Raw genomic sequence first — 17,034 nt, forward strand, 5'->3', positions numbered from 1 at the left:
TTGAAGGTCAGAGGCGATGACTGGTGAGACGGTGCGGCGGAAGCGGGACAGATCGCAGAGCGGTTTCTGGGGCGCGATCGTCGGCGAGATCCTCGGAACCTACATCCTGGTGCTCGGTGGCACCGGAACGGTGGTGGCAGTCCTGCTGGCGACGCCGGATGACGCCGCAGTGAATCGAACTGCGATCTCATTGGCGTTCGGATTGGCCGTCGTGGTCCCCGTGTACGCGTTCATCCACGTTTCCGGCGCTCATATCAATCCGACGGTGACCGTCGCGCTGGCAGCGATCGGCAGGTTCCCGTGGCGTGCGGTGCCTGCATACATCGTCGCACAGCTGGTCGGCGCTGTCCTGGCATCGCTGACCGTGTGGATGTTCTTCGGCGGCCAGGCGCGCAGCGAGTCGTTGATGCTCGGCGCCACCCCGGTCGGTGATCGCGGCTGGGTCATCGCATTCGTGGCGGAGGTGATCCTGGGCTTCCTGCTGCTGGTGGTGATTCTGTCCGTCGGGACCGACGACCGGGCCGCTCCCGGGATGACGGGGCTGACCGTCGGCGCGCTGGTCGCGGTCGGCATCTACGTGACGCTGACGATCTCGGGGGGTTCCTTCAACGCGGCGCGGACCCTGGGTCCCATGATCGTGTCGGGCCACTTCCCGGACTGGTGGCTGTACGTCATCGCCCCCACCCTCGGCGGCGTTCTGGGCGCGTTGTGCTACGAGCGCCTGGCACGTCCGGGGTCGCCGCCCGAGTAATGGTTCCATCGGACGGCGGTTCCTTCCTTCTCGGAGGGAACCGCCGTACGCTTGGTCCCCACCACCGTGGAGTTCCGAGGAGTGCGCCATGGTTGCAACATCCGCACAGTCACTGCCGGCTCGCCGTCCCCAGAGCCCCGCTGACACCGACCCGGACGTCGTCACACCGCCTCCTGCGAACCGGGCAGTGCCCGAGGTGCTCGCCAGCGCCGTCGGCATGATCCGGCTGCTGCGCGCTGGGCGACTGCACAGCCCACGGCAGAACATCGGCCGGACGCTGCGGTTCGCCGATGGCAGCAGCGCTGCGGTCTACCGGGAGACCCGGGTGGACGACGGCCGCGCAGCGGAACCGGCGCTGCTGGTGGTCGGATTCGTGCTGCGCGGCATCCGCGGTCGGGCCCATGTCGCGTTTCGCGTGGAGAGCTGGCTCAACACCCCGATGTTCGTCGGCTTCCCCGGTTTCGCCTCGAAGCTGTGGATGCGGCATGACGAGAGCAGTCGTTACCGCGGGATCTATGAGTGGGACGGCGCCGAGCGAGCCGCCGCCTACGTGAGAGCGCTCAGCTGGGTGCTCGGCGTGGTCAGCGTCCGCGGCTCGATCCGGGCCCACATCGTGCCGGGACTTCACCGGGACGATGTGCTTGCCCGCCCGGAGCTGCTGGGCGACGAGGGAGCGGACCGATGGTGGCGCCCGGCGACACCGGTCGGCGAGACATGAGCCGCCCCGATGTCCTCGTCGTCGGCGCCGGTCCGGTCGGCACCGCACTCGCGCTTCACGCGCAGCGACATGGCGCGGACGTCTGCCTGATCGAGCGGCGCACCCGGCTGGCACGGCCCTCCCGGTCCATGCTGCTGTGGCCGCGCACGCTGGAATCGCTGCATCGCCTCGGCGTCGCGGACGAACTGGTGGCGCACCCGGCCGCGCGCATGCCGACCCAGCTGCACCTCGGTGCGCGCACCGTCGACGTCGCCCTGGCGGAGCTCGCAGCCTCGGGGCGTGCGCGGCTGCCGCTGATGGTGCCGCAGGCGGAGATCGAATCGGTGCTGGACCGGGCGCGGGAGCGTGCCGGCATCCGGCTGGCGACCCGCACCGAGCTGGTGAGCCTGAGCCGCGAGGCCGAGGGGGTGCTGGCGCGCCTGCGCATACCGGGCGGGGAGCAGGGGCTGCGCTGCCGGTACCTCGTCGGCTCCGACGGCGCCGACAGCACCGTGCGCGGGCTGAGCCGGATTCCGTGGCGCGGGCACGTCTACGCGGAGGAAGCCGTGATCGCGGACCTGCGCCTGAGTGATCTGCCCCAGACCGCGGCCCACATCGGCGCGGGTCCGGCCGGCATCGGCTTCCTGTTCCCGGCCGGGGAGCACGGCGCGGACTGGCGCCTCGTCGCCACTCGCCGGGCCCGAGGCGCCGGGGCGCCTCCGGGACGCGACGGACCACCGGTCCCGGTGCCGGAGCTCCAGGGCGTGCTCGCCGGGGCCAACCTGCCCGGCATCGTCGACGACTCGGTGTGGTCCACCCGGGTCCGGCTGCAGCGCCGACGCGCGGGCCGGTACCGTGCCGACCGGGTGTTCCTGGTCGGCGATGCCGCCCACGTGTTCTCGCCTGCCGGCGCTCAGGGCATCAACACCGGCCTGCAGGATGCGGCCAACCTGGGGTGGAAGCTCGCCGCCGCCTGTGGCGGCTCCTCCGACCCGGAGCGGCTGCTGTCCTCGTACGAGGCCGAGCGGCGGCCGGTCGCCGGTCGGGTCGGCCTCCTCACCGAGGCGATCCTGCACGGTGAAGCCGATGAGCGGCTGCCGTTCCTGCTCGCCCGCACCCGGGTGATGCCGGTCCTGGCACCGCTCGCGCCCGCGCTGCTGCGCCTGCGGCCGCTGACGGCGATAGGGGGAGCGGTGCTGTCACAGGACTGGGTCTCCTACGCCGCGAGCCCGATCACGGCGCCCGGGACCGGCCGCGGGCCGCTGCGGGCGGGCAATCCGCTCCCGGACGCGGAAGCAGTGGTCCGCGGCCGGACTGTCCGGCTGCATGGGCTCACCTCCCCGCCGGGCATCCACGTGCTGCACGGCGCCGCGGTCCCGGCGCGGCCGGTGCTGGGACCCGTTCCTGTCACGTGCCACGAGCTCGACGGGTGGCCGCGGCGCCGGATCGTGGCCGTCCGCCCCGACGGCTACATCGGGTTCCGCAATGACTGGGCGGATCTGGAATCGCTGGATCGGTGGCTGGGAGTGGTCTGCTGTGGAGCGTGATCGCATGCTCGATCGAGTGAAAGCTCGCCCGACGCGTCATAATGAGGAAGAGACTCACCAGGAGGAGAATCATGACTGACACCATCGAGTTCAGAGCAGGAGCTCTCGGTCGGCTGGCCGTCGGCAGTGTGGCTGTCGGAGCGTTCGCCGCCGGAGCGCTTGCGGTCGGTGCCCTTGCGGTGGGCGCGCTCGCGATCGGACGATTGACGATCGGCAGGGCCGAGTTCAAATCGCTCAGGGTCCGACGTCTGGAGGTCGACGAGGTGGTGTGGGGGTCGCAGTCGACACCGGCCGAGGAGTCGCTCATCGGGGCCGAGGCGTCGACACCGGCCGAGGAGTCGCTCGGCAGCCGCCGCTGATCACTCGGCTCACGGCACGCTCCTCACCGGCACCACCAGCACCGGCGCGACGGTGTCGCCCAGCAGCGCGCGACTCACCGAGCCCAGCAGCAGACCGGCGAATCCGCCGCGTCCGCGCGTCCCGACGACGACCAGCGCCGCCGTCCGCGAGGCTTCGGCGAGAATGTCCGCGGGCGACCCGTCGACGAACTGCCGGCGGACCGGCAGCGACGCGTACTCATCGGCGATCACATCAGCGATGTGCTCGAGGTAGTCGGAGTACTGCTCGCGGAGTCGACCGAGTTCTGCGCGGTGCCGCGCGGGCAGCGGGAACCACGCATCCAAGGGGGCCGCGGCCACCAAGGTCAGGGGGCGCTCACACAGTTCGGCGGTTTCGGCTGCGGTCAGCGCGACCGTCGACGCGGCGGGGTGGCCGACGTCGATGCCGACCACGATCTCACCGCTGAAGTCCAGCTCGTCGTCGCCCCTCTCGCCGCACTCGAAGTTGTCGCCGGGTTCACGCGACGGCTTCTGCTCATCTCCGCGTGAGGTTTCCCCGGCGTCGGGTACCGCGGGGACGACGAGGGTCGGGCAGTGCGAATGCGCCGCCAGCTGAGCCGAAACGCTCCCGAGCTGCTGACCCGCGAAGCGGTTGCGGCCACGCTTGCCGACCACGGCGAGTCGGGCGTACCGGCTCTCATCGACCAGCACACCGCCTGCGCTGCCCTCGATCACGCGGGTGGCCACGTCGACCCCTGCCGCCGCCGCGCGCGCCGCGAACCCGTCGACGAGCGCCTGAGCGCCCTGCGTTGCCGACACCCCGTAGCTCTCCGAGAGTCGCGCATGGTGTGCGTCGGGAACATACGGGAAGGAGAAGGCCGTGACCACGCGCAGCGGCCAACCCTGAGACCTCCCGATGTCCAGCGCCAGCTCGAAGGCCCTCTCACTGTTCGCCGAGTCATCCACTCCGACCAGCACGACGGAACCGCTGGCGACGCTGCCATGAGCTGCGTGTTCCATGAGGCAACGGTAGGGGGTTCGCAGCGTTCCGGGGTACTGATCGGACGCGTGGAGTCCGCGGGGTGACACGACCGTGCGGTTTCCCGCATGTCGCCGCAGGAAACCGCAGCGACCGCCGAGAGGCGCTCGCGGGCTGTCGTTGTGCTTCACGTCACCGATACGGTGTGTGGGACCCCGGCACCTCGCAGTGCTCGGCCGTGTCAGAACAGCAGCAGAATCGGATGCGCGGAACCATCGGCGGGTCGCTGTCGACCGCATCTGGCCGCTCCGTTTCGAGGAAGAGCAAGAGGCACCGGATGAACCAGCTGAGAATCGGCACTGCGCCGTCAGCCGACCGCCACGAGGACCTGTTGACCGATCAGGACCTGTTGAACGATCAGGACTTGGTGAGCGATCAGGACTTGGTGAGCGCATGCATCGCCGCATGCCTGGAGTGCGCCAAGGTCAGCGAGGAATGCGTGGCGGCCAGACTGGCCGACCAGAACGCGGATCTCATGATCCTTCATCTTCACCGCGTCAGCACTGAGGCGTGCATCTCGGCGGCCAGCGCTCTGCGCCGATTCGGGCTCGGCGCGGACACTGCCCTGATCGTGCTCGAAGCATGCCGTGAGGCGTGCCGAGTCTGCGCCGAGGAGTGCGAGCAGACGGCGTCGGACGTCCGCAGCGAAATGTGCGCCGGCGCGAGCCACGGGTGCGGACGCCTGTGCGAGGATGTGCTCGACCGCCTCGGGAGGGCGAAGTGAGCGCAGGATGAACAGCACCGATGCGGCAGTGATCGCCCAGATTGCGCGGCAAGCACGCTCCGCAGTCCTCGAGGTCGGGGCGGCGGGATGCCGATCGGCAGAACGCCGACTGAGTCTGGTCGAGATCGATGCCGCTCACCACATGTGGTTCTTCACCTGGGCACCCGTCCGCCACCTCGCGGAAGAGCTCAGCGACCGCGAGGTGACGCTGACCTTCGGTGACGAGGTGCGAGGAGCGTCCATCGAGGGCCGGATCTGGGGCCATCGGGAAGTCGCAGCGAAGCTCGCTCGCTGGGGAATGGACCCACAGGCCGCCGAACAGCGCGCCGAACTGGTTCCGCTGGTGCTGGAGGTCGTACCCCTGGCGTTCCGCTGCTGGGGCGGTCGCAGGAATGCCGACTCCTTCGCGGACCGCCGGAGCCGCACCGCGCCTGAGGGCCACCCGGCCGATCCGTTCAGGGACCGGGTGACCAACGGGTTCGATGAGGATTCAGGACCGGGGCGGGTCCGGTGAGGGAAGCGTTTCGGAGAGTGTGACCACGAGCGCACCGGAGGCTCGGCCTCAGGCCGATCGCTATTCCCAACGCTGGTCCTCGATCGGTAACATCGTGATGTGGACAACATTCCTGACGGAACCGGAACGCGGCCGATCCTGGTCGGTTCCGACGGTTCCGAGAACAGCGAACGGGCATTCGAGGTGGCGCTGGCCATGGCGGTCAGACGGCAGCAGCCGCTGCTGCTCGTCGCGGTCCACTTCCTGTCCTACGAGGTCTACGGCTACAGCAGCTACCGACCGCCCGACACCTTGGAGAGCTATCGAAGAGCGGCGCTGGAGGAGACCGAGGCCCACGTCGCCGGACTCGTGGAGCGGGCGCGCGCCATGGGCGTCGACGTCAGCACTCGGATCGTCGAAGGGGACGCTGCCGGAGTGCTCATCGAGGACAGCCGCACAGCGTCCCTGGCGGTGGTCGGCAAACGCGGTCGCAATCGCTTCGCGGGCAGGTTCTTGGGCAGCGTGTCCGGCAGCCTTGCCGCCCACGGCCATTGCCCGACTTTGGTGGTGCCCGAGAAGTGGCAGAGAGCTGAGGCAGGCGCTCTGTTCGCCCCGCTGCAGGAGCGTCCAGAAGGAGCCGAGGCCGAACCGACGGAACTCGTCGCTGAGTCTTCGCATCCGAGGCCTGCACCCGGGCAGTTCGAGAACGTCGCCGATGAGCTGAATTTCGACGGCGAGGTCGTGTCCGGCATCGACCTCGGTCATGCGGCCTCGACAGTCGCCGGCCACGCCGCCGAGATGGCGGCGATGCTCGGCGCGCCGTTGACCCTGGTCGCGGCGATCCCGCTGAGCACCGGCGTCTTCTCGTATCCGATCCCCGCTCCGGACGACGCAGAGATCTCCCGGTTCAACGCCGAGAACGTCGAGCGGCTGGAGCAGGTCGCGCACGAAGTCGCTGCCGAGTTCGAGGGTCTGCAGGTGCGTTGGCGCCTGTTCGACGCGTCGGCGGCCGGTGTGCTGTCGGAGGCAACCAGGACAGCGGACCTCGTCGTCGTCGGCACCCGCGGGCGCGGAGGATTCACCGGTCTGCTCCTCGGGTCGGTGAGCCAGAAGGTGCTCAACCGCACTGCCTCGCCCCTCCTGGTGGTGCCCACCAGGAAGCACACGTAACCCGCCTGAACCGGCAGGCGAACCAGCCCCACAGACCGACCAGCCGCAGCGCAGTGCTGCGGAGGGCGAACTCGATGAGCAGACAGCAGAGAGGACGGGCATGAACCGGAAGAAGTGCACGAGGACCTGCCGGTGGAAGGATCTGAGCTCGGGTCAGCAGGCCGCGGTGCTGACCCTGGCGTCGGTCCAGGTCTCGCTGGCCGTGACCGCCTGGACCGACCTGGCCTTCCGGCCGTCCTCGGCGGTGAGGGGCGGCAAGGGCAAGTGGGCTGCGATCATCGCCGTCAACTTCCTCGGTCCCATCCTGTACTTCACCCGCGGCATCCGACGCTGACAGCTCGGCGGGCACCGATCGGGTGACCCGGCAGACCGGGCGTCGAGGACGCGACCGGAAAGGCAGACCGAGGTGAACACCACACGATCTCAGCCGACGGAGATCGCCGCCGGGGTGCACGTGCGGCGGACCGGCAGCGGCCGGTTCGCCTCGAACGTCTACTTTCTACGCTCCGCGGTGGGCTGGGTGCTCGTCGACACCGGCTGGCCGGGCTCGGAGCAGGCGATCGTCGCAGCGGCCGAGTTGCTGCACGGCACCGGCGCCCGTCCGGCGGCGATCGTGCTCACCCACATCCACCCGGACCACACCGGATCGCTGCCGGAGCTGGCCCGCCGCTGGGGAGTGGGGGTCCACGTGCACCCGGCCGAGGTGCCGCAGGCCCAGGGAAAGCTGCTCGACGAGTACGCCAATCCCCTGGACCGGCGGGTGCTGCGCCCCGTGATGCGCCTGCTGCCCTCCGGGGCGATGCAGGAGACCGACCTCTCCGATGTCGTCCGCACCTTCGACCCGGCCGCCGGCGTGCCTGGGCTGCCCGAGTGGCGGTGCGTGCCGACGCCGGGTCACACGCCTGGCCACATCGCCCTCCTGCGGGAAGCGGACGGCGTGCTCCTGGCCGGCGATGCGGTGCTGACCGTGGACGTGAATTCGCCGACCGGACTGGTGTCCGGCGCGCAGCGGGTCGGCGGTCCACCATGGATCACGACGTGGGATCGTCCGGCGGCCGAGGCATCGATCGTCGCTCTGGCGGACCTGCGGCCGCACGTGCTCGCTCCCGGGCACGGGCTCCCGCTCACCGGGCCCGAGGCGACGCGCCTGCTGTCGGACTTCGCCGCCGGGTTGCGCCGGACCGGACAGGGCAGGCACAGCCCGGGCAGTGTGGCCCGGAGCACACCCGGTTCGCCACGCCCGGCGCCGCTGACCGAGTACCGCCGGGTGTCCGCGGCGCGCCCCTATCTGGCGCTCGGCGGGTTGGTGATCTGCTACCTTGCCCTGATAGAGGTGACCAAGCGGATCTTCTTCCGTCCACGTGGCGAGACCGCGGTGACCCGGCCCGTAAGGGTTCCGCAGCATCCTTCGAAGCGGATCCGCCGTCGCGCGACCGGATTTGTGCTCCGGCAGGCTGCGCCGGCCCGCGTTCCGTACCTGTCGCGGGAGACGCCGACTGAGCCCTCGTCCCTGATCGATGCGGGAAGCTCCACACCTGCTCCCAATTCTGACCCGGACCCCTCGGGGTCCTCGTGATTCCCTCGGCACGCCTTTTCGGCCCCGTGCTGCGGGCCGGCGGCTGCTGGGAGCACGGGGCCTGCGCCGTGCCCGGCTGTGCCCACGAGCGCGACCGGCAGCGCAAGTGTCATGGGGAATCGCGGGACAGCAGCCGGCCGAGCCGCGGGATATCGGCGATGCCCTCCGCGTCCACGATGGCCAGGCCTTGGCTGGCAAGTGTGTCGATGCTGCCGACCATCACGTAACGGGGGACCCATGACGGCTGGTACTTCGCGTTGAATTTCCATAGCGATTCGATCGGGGCTCGGCGGGAAGCCTGCCGCAGGAGCGCCCGGGCCGCCCGTGCCGACCGCCGCTTGTTCTCACCGGCGACGATGCCTCGGAACAGGGCGAAATTCAGGCCGAGGCCGCAGCCTCCTTGGTCTCGAACATGGTAGATCGTCTCGGTGATGAGGAAGTCCATCACGCCGTTCGGCAGGTCGGCCTCGGTTCTTCGCCGCATCACGTCCAGCGACCAACCCTCGATGCCCTGCGCCGGCACCCATTGCACAAATGCCTGGACGCGCCCGGACGTGTCCCGGGCGATGCTGAGCAGCAAACCGGTGTCCTCCGGGTCGAACAGGCGGGAGAGCGTCATCGAGAAGCCGCGTTCGACGTCGCCACGGCGGCTCTGCGTCGATACTTCCCGCAGCTCCCGGCGCAGGTCCTCGTCCAATGCCGCCGGATCGTGGAAACTGGCAGAGTACCCGGCTCGCTGAACGCGGCGGTATGCGCGTCGGAGGCTCTTCATCGACGGTCCGTCCAGGGTGAAGGTGCGGCAATCGACGACAGCCTCGTCCCCCAGGTAGACACCATGCAGCCCGGTGGCCTCGTAGGTGGGCAACCACTGGGGAGAGGCACCCAGCACCGTCACGGACCAGCCGGAGCGCTCCGCATACGTCATGAATTCCATCCACACCTGTGCGCGCTCGGCCGGCGGGCCGATCGGGTCCGGGGACACCAGGCATACACCGCCGCGAACGATGTGCGCCACCAGGCTGTCGCCGGTGAAGAACCACTGCTTGTCATCACGCAGCGCGAAGTAGTCCAGCGTGCCCCCTCCATACCGTTCGACCACCACCCGAGCCCGTTCCCGCTCGGCGTGATGGGCGCTGCCGGTCAGGGGAGCGGGAAATCGTGGCGAGAGCAGCAGCCACAGCGCGCTGCCGAGGGCGCCGAGGCCGATGGCGACCAGCACCGGTGTCGCGAAAGGTCCGCCGAAGGTCACGGGCAGGGAGTTGTTCCCGCCCATCGTATGGACCAGGTCAGCGATGGTCTGGTCCACGTCGCGATGGTGGCGACGATCCACTCGCGCCGCCAATGCGACGGCGACGAGCAGTGTGACTGCGGTTCCTCCGACCCCGACCAGAATCGCCCGAGTGGTTGCCGCGCGACTGGGCAGCACAGGGAAGGCCCGATGGTTCGCGGCAAGCCAGACCGCACCAGCAGCCGCAAGCACCGCCTCCTCGATGTCGATGCCCTTCACGACGTGCAATACGACAGACGCCAGCAGGAGCACGAGCGAGGCAACCCAGGCCAGCCGGTGCCCCCGCCGCAGGCCCCGCGCCGCCAGCAGCAGCGCGAAGGATACGAACACCAAGGTCACAGCCGCCGTGCCCGGGACGATGAATGGCACCACCTGAAGGATCTCGGTCAGCATGCTGCGCAATGGCGAGGACGCCGCGGAGATCAACCCCACAAATGCCAGACCAGCGACCAGGTAGGCAGCGACACGTCGCGCACGGTCATGCCGATAGAACTCCGCCATGTCGTTCATCGTCCAACGCTCTCATGAGTCGGATTTCCTGGTGGGCACCACGAGAACCGGAGCGACGGCATCGCTCAGCAGCGCTCGGCTCACGGAGCCCAGCAGGAGACCCGCGAACCCTCCGCGGCCGCGGGTGCCGACCACCACCAGCACCGCGGTGCGCGATGCTTCTGTCAGGACATCCGCTGCCGAATGGTCGAAGAACTGCCGGCGCACCGGCAGTGTCGGGTGCTCCTGAGCGATCACGTCGGCGATGTGCGACAGATAATCCATGTATTTCCCGCGAAGTCGTCCGAGCTCCGCATCGTGCCGCCTGGGCAGGGGGAACCAGCTGCTGAGCGGGGCTGCTGCGACGAGGGCCAGGGAGCGCCCGGACGCCTGCGCGGCTTCGGCGGCTGTCAACGCGACAGTCGCAGCAGCACGATGGCCCACGTCGATCCCCACCACGATATCGGACGTGAAATCCGACCGGCTCTGGTCGCCCCCTGCAGCTTCACGCTGGTGCCTGTGCGGCTCCGCCGTTTCCCGCGCCCCGGTCCCCGACCGGTTCAGTCCCGGTTCCCCGGGAACCACAAGAGTGGGACAGTGCGAGTGGGCTGCCAGCTGGGCGGACACGCTTCCGGGACGCTGACCGGAGAAGCGGTTGCGACCCCGTTGCCCGACGACTACCAAGCGAGCGTCCCGACTTCCTTCCACCAGCACCGCGGCCGGGCCGCCTTTGACCGCTCGTGTCGAGACCGGCACTCCCGCTCGTGCCGCGCGCGCGGCGGCTCTGCCGAGGATCTCCTGCGCCGCCTGAGCGGCAGCGACGTCGTAGTTGTCCGACAGCCCGGGAAAATGCTCGTTCGGCACATATGGAAGTGAGAAGGCTGTGACAGCGCGCAACTGCCACCCGTGGGACTTCGCAGTCCTCAGGGCCAGCTCGAAGGCTCGTTCGCTGTCGGCGGAACCATCGATGCCGACGAGCACGACCGATTCGCGGGCATCTTCGCCCTCCGCTTCCTGTGCCATGGATCAACGGTAATGGAGGAGCGAGGCGAAGGGTAGGTAAGGGCAGACTCGGATGGGGCGGCCGAGGTCTATCCGAGCGGCAATGCGAGGGTGAAGCGAGTGCGCCCTTCGGGGGAGAGGCCTGCAGTCAGCGTCCCGCCGTGTGCCCGGGCGATCTCTCGGGAAACGTGCAGGCCGAGGCCGGAGCCGCCTGAGTCCCGCTGCCGGGAATCGTCCAGCCGCACGAACCGTTCGAACACTCGATCGCGATCTTGCGGCGGTATGCCCGCACCGTCATCGTCGACCTCGAGGACAGCGACCCCCGTACCCGCGTCCACTCCTGCGATCGCCGCGGCGGCATCGTCGGTCACAGTGAGGTCGTCGGCCTCAGCGGCCTGCCCGGAATCCCACGATTGCAGACGCACCGCCACGACCGAGTTCGCGTGACGGACCGCGTTGGAGAGCAGGTTGCTCACGATCTGTCGCAGGCGCCCGGGATCGCCGGTCACCCGTACCGGGGAGATGTGCACGTCGAATTCGAGGTTCCGATCGCCCTGCACGGCTTCGAGAGCGCCGGCGACGACATCGTCGAGGTCGGTGTCAACACGCTGGAAGCTCCACCCGCCTTCCTGTGCCTTTCCCAGGGTGAGGAGATCCTCGACCAGGCTTCCCAAGCGCTGCGTCTCCCCCAGGAGAGCGTCGTACCGCAGTGCTTCCGCAGTCTGCGCATCATCGGCACCAGCGGTCTGCTGCCCGGCAGCGATCTCGAGCGAAGTCCGGAGCCCGGCCAGCGGGGATCGCAGCTCGTGCGAGGCATCGGTGAAGAACTGCCGTTGCGCGCGGTCGGCCGCTTCCAGCCGACCGAGCATGCGGTTCATCGTCGTGGCCAGCGCCGCGAGTTCGTCCTGGGTGGGAGGAACCGCGACCCGATCCGTGAGCCGGGACGCGGTGATCGCATCGACTTCGGCAGCCATGCACCTCACTGGACGGAGCGCACGGCCGACCAGCCACCAGATCGCGGCAGTGCCCACGAGCCCGACGAGAGGAACGCCGATGAGGAGAAGAAAGGTGAGTTCCGAGAGAGTCCTGGCCTGCACCTCGGTCGAGACTCCGACGACCACCTCCACCGGGCGGCCGTCCAATGTCAGCGAGTGGCTCGCGACGACGAGCTGGTGCTCGTCGGTCGACTCCGTCAGCGGAGTCGTCTCGTACTCGGGGAAGGCGGCCTCCACGGAATCACCGGCGTCGACGACCTGCACGATGCTGCCGCGGGATCCGGCCTCCCTCAGCGCCTCGCCCAGCCGCTCCCGGTCTTCGATCGCGTCGGAGGGAGAACCTTCCGGGCTGTCCGAATCTCCGCCGTCGGATTCTGTGCTGTCGGATTCCGTGCCGTCCTCGTCCGTGCCGTCGAGGTGCGGTTGGCTCAGGCGATCGGCGATCTCCGTGGCCTGCCGGGCAGCCGCGTCGTGGGCTGCCGAGAGCATTGCCCGCTCAACGGCGATGTGGGTGAGAACAGCGGCGATTCCCAACGCCAGAACCAGGATGACTGCCCCGGCCAGCGCGGCCCGGACGCGGATTCCCCAGTGGTGCGGGCCCCGACGCCGTCGGCGATCGGACGGACTCTCCTGGGCTCCGGCTGAACCGCTCATGAATCCGGCTGCAGTCGATAGCCCATGCCGCGCACGGTCGTGAGCGTGGTCAGGCCGAACGGCACGTCGATCTTCTTGCGCAGGTAGCCGATGTACACCTCGACGATGTTCTCCGATCCCTCATACGCCGTGTCCCACACGTTGTCCATGATCTCGGTCTTGGACACGACCTCGTCGGCACGGCGGGCGAGGAACTGGAGGACCAGGAACTCCTTCGCCGTGAGTTGGATGGGCGTGTCGCCGCGGTGCACCGTCTTGCGGACGGGATCGAGCCGCAGCGAGCCCACTCGGATCTCGACGGGACGCTGTGGGGCACCGCGACGAATCAGGGCGCGTACGTGAGCCAGCAGCACGTTGAAGTTGAAGGGCTTGGTGAGGTAGTCGTCGGCACCGAGGTCGAAGGCATCGGTCTGGTCGTACTCGCCGTCCTTGGCAGTGAGCATGAGCACCGGCACCCAGTTGCCGGCTGCACGGAGGTCCTTGAGCACGTCGTACCCGTTCTTTCCCGGCAGCATGAGGTCCAGGACGAGGACGTCGTAGGGGTTCTCCGCGGCCAGCCAGGACCCGGTGATCCCGTCTTGGGCGAGGTCGACGACGAAGCCTTCCGCGGTCATCCCCGAACGCAGCGCTTCGCCCAGGACGCGCTCGTCCTCCACGATGAGCACACGCACGCTTCTCTCCGTCCGCGAGGCGCCGCGCGTCCGCCGATGGCCGCGGGCGAGTTGAACAGAATTCTAGGCGCTGGAGCGGTCGGATGCCGAGCGGTCCGGCTCCGGTTTCCGCCTTGTCAGGTGGAGCGCCAGCGCAGGACAGGCAGCCGCAACAGTCCGCTCATCGCGGCGCGAGGCGAACTCGCCGATGATCGGGTACCCCCATTCGTCGAGAGTGACGGCCTCGGGGAACAGACCGGCGCAGACCCCGTGCGCCCGACAGGCGGTGCGGTCGATCTCGATCATGGTCGCGCCTCGTGGAAAATCGCCCGTGCGGGCGCGGCCGCCTCGGCCGCGCAGCGCCCGCGGTGATGGCGGGCGATCTCGTCCGGGAAGGCGCGCAGCGCGCTTCGCGTCATGGCGGCCACGCCGTCGGGAAAGCCGCAGGCGCCTCGGCCGTCGATCTCCGCCAGAAGCGTCTGCAGACGCGGCAGCGTCGTGTCGCCGGTGCTGAGGCCGGACCAGTGGGATGCGAGCGAGTCGAGGCCGAACATGCACGGCCCGCACTGGCGCGCGGACTGGCGGGCGGCGTACCGGAGCCAGGCGGCGATCTTCGAGACCGGGCATCTGTCGGGCGGGAGTACGGTGATTGCTCCGGACCCGACTCCGGAGGGCGGACGTCCGCATCGGACCGTCGGCCCGGCGCCCGCCTCGGGAATGCCGCCGAGGCGTGCCAGCCCCTCGGGTGAGAGCACGGCGGCCGCCGCTTCTGTCGGATTGGCCCAGACTCCGCCGAGGCCCCCGATGCTCGTATTGGACACGGGAGCACCGGCGCCGGCGAGCAGTTCGGTCAGGCGGACCCCGGCTGTGCTGTCGAACACGGACACGATGCCGTTCCACGCGACGCTGAACAGCTGTGGGCCGGGGGCCGAGGGGGTTCCCAGCGAGCGGAACCACTCGGGGCCGTGCTCGGCAATCTGCGCAATCCGCCACACCGTCTCGGCATTGAGCACCAACGTCGGCGGGACGGTGACCCGGCCGCGGTCACGTCCGGTCGTGATCGCCGGCTCTCCCAGGCGACGTCGCTGCGTCAGAGGCCTGCTGTGATGCACAGGCCGGGCATCGGCTCCGGCGGCTGCCGCGGCAATGGCGGACGCTTCCGAAGCGACGTAACGATCCGGCACGGTCAGGACGTCGGTCCCGGCGGCGGCGAGCTCGTCGAGCGCGGCTCGGCGCGCCGGCGTGAACGTGGGGTGATCGGGATCGCCCGCGCGCAGCGAGCTCGCGTGGATCGCGAGCAGCGGCGGGAGTCCGCCGCTCCACGCCCGGATGAGGTCGATGCCGTGCTGGAGCTCAGCAGTCCGGTGATCGAGGACCCAGCGGTCCTTCGCCGCGCCGATCTCGCCGTCGCAGGCGTTCACGATGAGGCGGGCGTGAGAGGAGCGGGCGGCGTCGAGCTTGCGAGCTGCGGGGAACCCGCCGCCGCCGCGACCGCCGAGACCGGCTGCGGCGACCGCGCCGGAGAGTGTGCCCTGCCGCGGTGTCATGTCGGGGTCCTCTCGGCAGTGCGGCGGGTGACGTCGGCAGCGCGGCGCGTGCGTCCGGTGTCTTCCGCAGAGCGGTGGGGTGGGCGGAGTTCGAGCAGGCCCGGATAGCCGGCACGCGCCTGCCGGTCGCGATCGCGGTGGACGAGCCGGTGGATGAGAGCGCCGCCGAACACGCCGCCGCTGACCACGCATGCTGCGACTGTCAGTCCGCTCGCCGCCATGGCGAGACCATGGATGACCGCGAAGGCGAATGCGGCGTAGGTCAGGAAGTGGATGCCGCGCCACCAGCGTTCAGAGATGCGGTGCCGGACCAGCGACACCACGACGACGGTGATCGCAATGTCGAGAGCCATAGTCCCCAGCCCGACCCAGACTCGCTCATAGCCCGAGGCGAACGGCGCCACAGCTGCGATCCAGCCGATGTCGACATAGTCGTCGACCACAGCGGTGATCACATGGACGGCGAGGAACACGATGGCGCCGAGCGCGAGCGTCCGGTGGACGCCGGCGACCACGGCAGCCGCGCCGCCGGCGCGGCCGTGGACGGTCCGAGCCGCGGTGAGCATGCCGAGCACCATGACCGAGGTGAGCAGCACGAGAGCGACGAGCCCGGCGGAGCGGGAGATGAACCACAGGAGCTCTCCTGTCATGCCGCTGCCTCCTCGGTCGTGACTCCGTCGCAGCGGTTCGGGACCGCCGTGGTGGGCCACCTGATGGCGGTGCGTCGGTCGGCGCCGACCAGCAGTGCGTGCACATCGCGCCCTGCCAGCCAGTCCGGGGCGGCGTCTCCGAGCACGATGGCTGCGGTGCTGGCAGCGTTCGCCGCCACCGCGCTCGCGGCCGTGACGGTGGCCGTGTGCCATACCGGAAGGGCCGGCTCACCGCTGCGGGGGTCGATGATGTGATGCAGGCTGCGACCGTCGCGCTGCCAGCGGCGCAGCTGCGTGGACGAGGTCGCCATTCCGCCGGCGCTGAGCTCCACGGCGTCGACGAGCCGGTCGTGCGCGTCCATGATGCCGAGCGGGACACCGGAGCTCGGAGCGAGGCCGGCCAGTGCGATGTCACCACCGCAGTTGACAACGAACGCGCCGGGCAGCTGGGAGTCGCAGCGGGCTGCGATGGCGTCGGCCGCGAAGGCCTTTCCGATCGAGCCCACGTCGAGCAGGGTCCCCGCCGGGAGCGTCAGGCGCCGTCCGCGAAGCTCGACGTTCTGCCATCCGGAGGACCTCTCCGACGGAACCGGCGGCACCCAGGCCGCCCACTCGTGCGGGGCCCTGGAGCGCACCGCGTCGATGTCCACGTCGTATCCGGCGGCGAGCAGCCCGGCTCCCAGCGTGGGGTCGTTGAGACCGCCGGTGTCCGCCGCCGCCCACAAGGCTGCCCGGAGAACTTCGGCCAGCAGGGGACTGATTTCGGCGGTGACCGGCCCGTGCAGTGCGGCGCGATTGAGACTGTCGAGCTCGGAGACGTGGAAGCGAGACGCAGCCGAATCGAGTTCGGCAAGGAGGTCTTCGGCGATGGCGACAGCTATGGGACGCGCGGATTCCTCGCTGCACAGAATCTCGTGCTCAGCTCCGATCGCCCGGAAGCGCGCTGCGTGGAAGGTGGGAGCAGGGTCGCGCATCATGATCCGCTCGAAGAGGTGACGGGCGCCCGATGCGTGGAGCGGGGGGCGGTGTCGGTGGTGGTTCCGGGGGTGTGGGTCGAAGCCCTGCCCGAGGTGCCGGCGTCCTCTGGCCTCTCGACATCGGAGTGGGACCTGGCGGAGTCTTGCGAATGGTCCGATTCGTACTCCTCGTCCGACCCGTGCTCGTGGTCGTCGTACCTCTCGGTCCCGTGATCCTCGTCGGACCCGGACGACTCTGCACGTGACTGCGAGCCGTGGTCGGAGGCGCTCTCTGCTCCCGGTGCGGGAGCCGATTCAGCTGCATCATCATCGAATGACGTGCCCGTGCCGCCTGTGGTGGCCGCGAGACCGGCAGTCAGCCCGCCCGACAGGAGGGCCGCGACCGCGAGCACCCCGAACGTGGTGCGACGGATGGCGCGAGCTGCAGGCGAGTTGTTCATTGTCGTG

At 69.6% G+C, this 17,034-nt stretch carries 19 protein-coding genes; 9 read left to right on the top strand and 10 right to left on the bottom strand.

What is annotated here, in order from left to right:
- Positions 1–16: 16 nt before the first annotated feature.
- The 4 genes from LXN01_RS10050 (at position 17) to LXN01_RS10065 (ending at position 3,354) form a co-directional block, all read left to right on the top strand.
- Complete coding sequence (locus LXN01_RS10050) at positions 17–751, top strand: MIP/aquaporin family protein (protein WP_236864665.1); 735 nt, start codon at positions 17–19, stop codon at positions 749–751.
- Positions 752–839: 88 nt separating this feature from the next.
- Entirely contained in the window at positions 840–1,469 is a 630-nt protein-coding gene (locus LXN01_RS10055; protein ID WP_236864667.1) for a hypothetical protein, read from the top strand.
- Entirely contained in the window at positions 1,466–2,995 is a 1,530-nt protein-coding gene (locus tag LXN01_RS10060) for an FAD-dependent oxidoreductase (protein WP_236864669.1), read from the top strand. The genes LXN01_RS10055 and LXN01_RS10060 overlap by 4 nt, the downstream gene beginning before the upstream one ends.
- A 71-nt stretch (positions 2,996–3,066) precedes the next feature.
- The gene (locus tag LXN01_RS10065; protein WP_236864671.1) at positions 3,067–3,354 is read left to right on the top strand and encodes a hypothetical protein; all 288 of its coding nucleotides are present in this window, start codon (positions 3,067–3,069) and stop codon (positions 3,352–3,354) included.
- Positions 3,355–3,363: 9 nt separating this feature from the next.
- On the opposite strand, the gene LXN01_RS10070 is transcribed toward LXN01_RS10065, so the two are convergent.
- The gene (locus LXN01_RS10070; protein WP_236864673.1) at positions 3,364–4,353 is read right to left on the bottom strand and encodes a universal stress protein; all 990 of its coding nucleotides are present in this window, start codon (positions 4,351–4,353) and stop codon (positions 3,364–3,366) included.
- A gap of 296 nt (positions 4,354–4,649) precedes the next feature.
- Between LXN01_RS10070 and LXN01_RS16540 the strand changes: the two genes are divergently transcribed.
- The 5 genes from LXN01_RS16540 (at position 4,650) to LXN01_RS10095 (ending at position 8,335) form a co-directional block, all read left to right on the top strand.
- Entirely contained in the window at positions 4,650–5,096 is a 447-nt protein-coding gene (locus tag LXN01_RS16540) for a four-helix bundle copper-binding protein (RefSeq protein WP_500676685.1), read from the top strand.
- Positions 5,097–5,103: 7 nt separating this feature from the next.
- Entirely contained in the window at positions 5,104–5,610 is a 507-nt protein-coding gene (locus LXN01_RS10080) for a PIN domain-containing protein (RefSeq protein WP_236864677.1), read from the top strand.
- 99 nt (positions 5,611–5,709) lie between these two features.
- Positions 5,710–6,759, top strand: a complete 1,050-nt coding sequence (locus tag LXN01_RS10085; RefSeq protein WP_236864679.1) for a universal stress protein — start codon at positions 5,710–5,712, stop codon at positions 6,757–6,759.
- Between the two features lie 100 nt (positions 6,760–6,859).
- Entirely contained in the window at positions 6,860–7,093 is a 234-nt protein-coding gene (locus LXN01_RS10090; RefSeq protein ID WP_236864681.1) for a PLDc N-terminal domain-containing protein, read from the top strand.
- A 72-nt stretch (positions 7,094–7,165) separates the two neighbouring features.
- Positions 7,166–8,335 (top strand): MBL fold metallo-hydrolase, encoded by a 1,170-nt coding sequence (locus LXN01_RS10095; protein WP_236864683.1) that lies wholly within the window; start codon positions 7,166–7,168, stop codon positions 8,333–8,335.
- A gap of 109 nt (positions 8,336–8,444) precedes the next feature.
- Here LXN01_RS10095 and LXN01_RS10100 read toward each other — a convergent pair whose 3' ends face one another.
- From LXN01_RS10100 to LXN01_RS10140, 9 genes are all read right to left on the bottom strand, one after another.
- Entirely contained in the window at positions 8,445–10,133 is a 1,689-nt protein-coding gene (locus LXN01_RS10100; protein WP_236864691.1) for a bifunctional lysylphosphatidylglycerol flippase/synthetase MprF, read from the bottom strand.
- A 12-nt stretch (positions 10,134–10,145) separates the two neighbouring features.
- Positions 10,146–11,135, bottom strand: coding sequence for a universal stress protein (locus LXN01_RS10105; RefSeq protein WP_236864693.1), 990 nt, complete (start codon positions 11,133–11,135; stop codon positions 10,146–10,148).
- Between the two features lie 68 nt (positions 11,136–11,203).
- Complete coding sequence (locus tag LXN01_RS10110; protein WP_236864695.1) at positions 11,204–12,763, bottom strand: sensor histidine kinase; 1,560 nt, start codon at positions 12,761–12,763, stop codon at positions 11,204–11,206.
- Positions 12,760–13,434: a response regulator transcription factor gene (locus LXN01_RS10115; protein ID WP_236864697.1), complete on the bottom strand. Its 675-nt coding sequence runs from the start codon at positions 13,432–13,434 to the stop codon at positions 12,760–12,762. The genes LXN01_RS10110 and LXN01_RS10115 overlap by 4 nt, the downstream gene beginning before the upstream one ends.
- Positions 13,435–13,497: 63 nt before the next feature.
- Entirely contained in the window at positions 13,498–13,719 is a 222-nt protein-coding gene (locus tag LXN01_RS10120; protein ID WP_236864699.1) for a ferredoxin, read from the bottom strand.
- Positions 13,716–14,960, bottom strand: a complete 1,245-nt coding sequence (locus tag LXN01_RS10125) for an NADH-ubiquinone oxidoreductase-F iron-sulfur binding region domain-containing protein (protein WP_236864701.1) — start codon at positions 14,958–14,960, stop codon at positions 13,716–13,718. The genes LXN01_RS10120 and LXN01_RS10125 overlap by 4 nt, the downstream gene beginning before the upstream one ends.
- Entirely contained in the window at positions 14,957–15,610 is a 654-nt protein-coding gene (locus LXN01_RS10130; protein WP_236864703.1) for a ferric reductase-like transmembrane domain-containing protein, read from the bottom strand. Before LXN01_RS10130 ends, LXN01_RS10125 begins: the two co-directional genes overlap by 4 nt.
- Positions 15,607–16,587: an FAD:protein FMN transferase gene (locus tag LXN01_RS10135; RefSeq protein ID WP_236864712.1), complete on the bottom strand. Its 981-nt coding sequence runs from the start codon at positions 16,585–16,587 to the stop codon at positions 15,607–15,609. Before LXN01_RS10135 ends, LXN01_RS10130 begins: the two co-directional genes overlap by 4 nt.
- Entirely contained in the window at positions 16,584–17,027 is a 444-nt protein-coding gene (locus LXN01_RS10140; protein WP_236864714.1) for a transcription initiation factor TFIID subunit 7 family protein, read from the bottom strand. Before LXN01_RS10140 ends, LXN01_RS10135 begins: the two co-directional genes overlap by 4 nt.
- Between the last annotated feature and the right edge of the window lie 7 nt (positions 17,028–17,034).

Source organism: Brevibacterium daeguense, assembly GCF_021729135.1.
In the GTDB taxonomy this organism is placed as follows: domain Bacteria; phylum Actinomycetota; class Actinomycetes; order Actinomycetales; family Brevibacteriaceae; genus Brevibacterium; species Brevibacterium daeguense.

What these genes read in the sequence shown, in the direction of transcription:
- LXN01_RS10050 (WP_236864665.1), top strand. Translation starts at nt 17, where the DNA reads ATGACTGGTGAGACGGTGCGGCGGAAGCGGGACAGATCGCAGAGCGGT.
- LXN01_RS10055 (WP_236864667.1), top strand. Translation starts at nt 840, where the DNA reads ATGGTTGCAACATCCGCACAGTCACTGCCGGCTCGCCGTCCCCAGAGC.
- LXN01_RS10060 (WP_236864669.1), top strand. Translation starts at nt 1,466, where the DNA reads ATGAGCCGCCCCGATGTCCTCGTCGTCGGCGCCGGTCCGGTCGGCACC.
- LXN01_RS10065 (WP_236864671.1), top strand. Translation starts at nt 3,067, where the DNA reads ATGACTGACACCATCGAGTTCAGAGCAGGAGCTCTCGGTCGGCTGGCC.
- LXN01_RS10070 (WP_236864673.1), bottom strand. Translation starts at nt 4,353, where the DNA reads ATGGAACACGCAGCTCATGGCAGCGTCGCCAGCGGTTCCGTCGTGCTG.
- LXN01_RS16540 (WP_500676685.1), top strand. Translation starts at nt 4,650, where the DNA reads ATGAACCAGCTGAGAATCGGCACTGCGCCGTCAGCCGACCGCCACGAG.
- LXN01_RS10080 (WP_236864677.1), top strand. Translation starts at nt 5,104, where the DNA reads ATGAACAGCACCGATGCGGCAGTGATCGCCCAGATTGCGCGGCAAGCA.
- LXN01_RS10090 (WP_236864681.1), top strand. Translation starts at nt 6,860, where the DNA reads ATGAACCGGAAGAAGTGCACGAGGACCTGCCGGTGGAAGGATCTGAGC.
- LXN01_RS10100 (WP_236864691.1), bottom strand. Translation starts at nt 10,133, where the DNA reads ATGAACGACATGGCGGAGTTCTATCGGCATGACCGTGCGCGACGTGTC.
- LXN01_RS10105 (WP_236864693.1), bottom strand. Translation starts at nt 11,135, where the DNA reads ATGGCACAGGAAGCGGAGGGCGAAGATGCCCGCGAATCGGTCGTGCTC.
- LXN01_RS10110 (WP_236864695.1), bottom strand. Translation starts at nt 12,763, where the DNA reads ATGAGCGGTTCAGCCGGAGCCCAGGAGAGTCCGTCCGATCGCCGACGG.
- LXN01_RS10120 (WP_236864699.1), bottom strand. Translation starts at nt 13,719, where the DNA reads ATGATCGAGATCGACCGCACCGCCTGTCGGGCGCACGGGGTCTGCGCC.
- LXN01_RS10125 (WP_236864701.1), bottom strand. Translation starts at nt 14,960, where the DNA reads ATGACACCGCGGCAGGGCACACTCTCCGGCGCGGTCGCCGCAGCCGGT.
- LXN01_RS10130 (WP_236864703.1), bottom strand. Translation starts at nt 15,610, where the DNA reads ATGACAGGAGAGCTCCTGTGGTTCATCTCCCGCTCCGCCGGGCTCGTC.
- LXN01_RS10135 (WP_236864712.1), bottom strand. Translation starts at nt 16,587, where the DNA reads ATGATGCGCGACCCTGCTCCCACCTTCCACGCAGCGCGCTTCCGGGCG.
- LXN01_RS10140 (WP_236864714.1), bottom strand. Translation starts at nt 17,027, where the DNA reads ATGAACAACTCGCCTGCAGCTCGCGCCATCCGTCGCACCACGTTCGGG.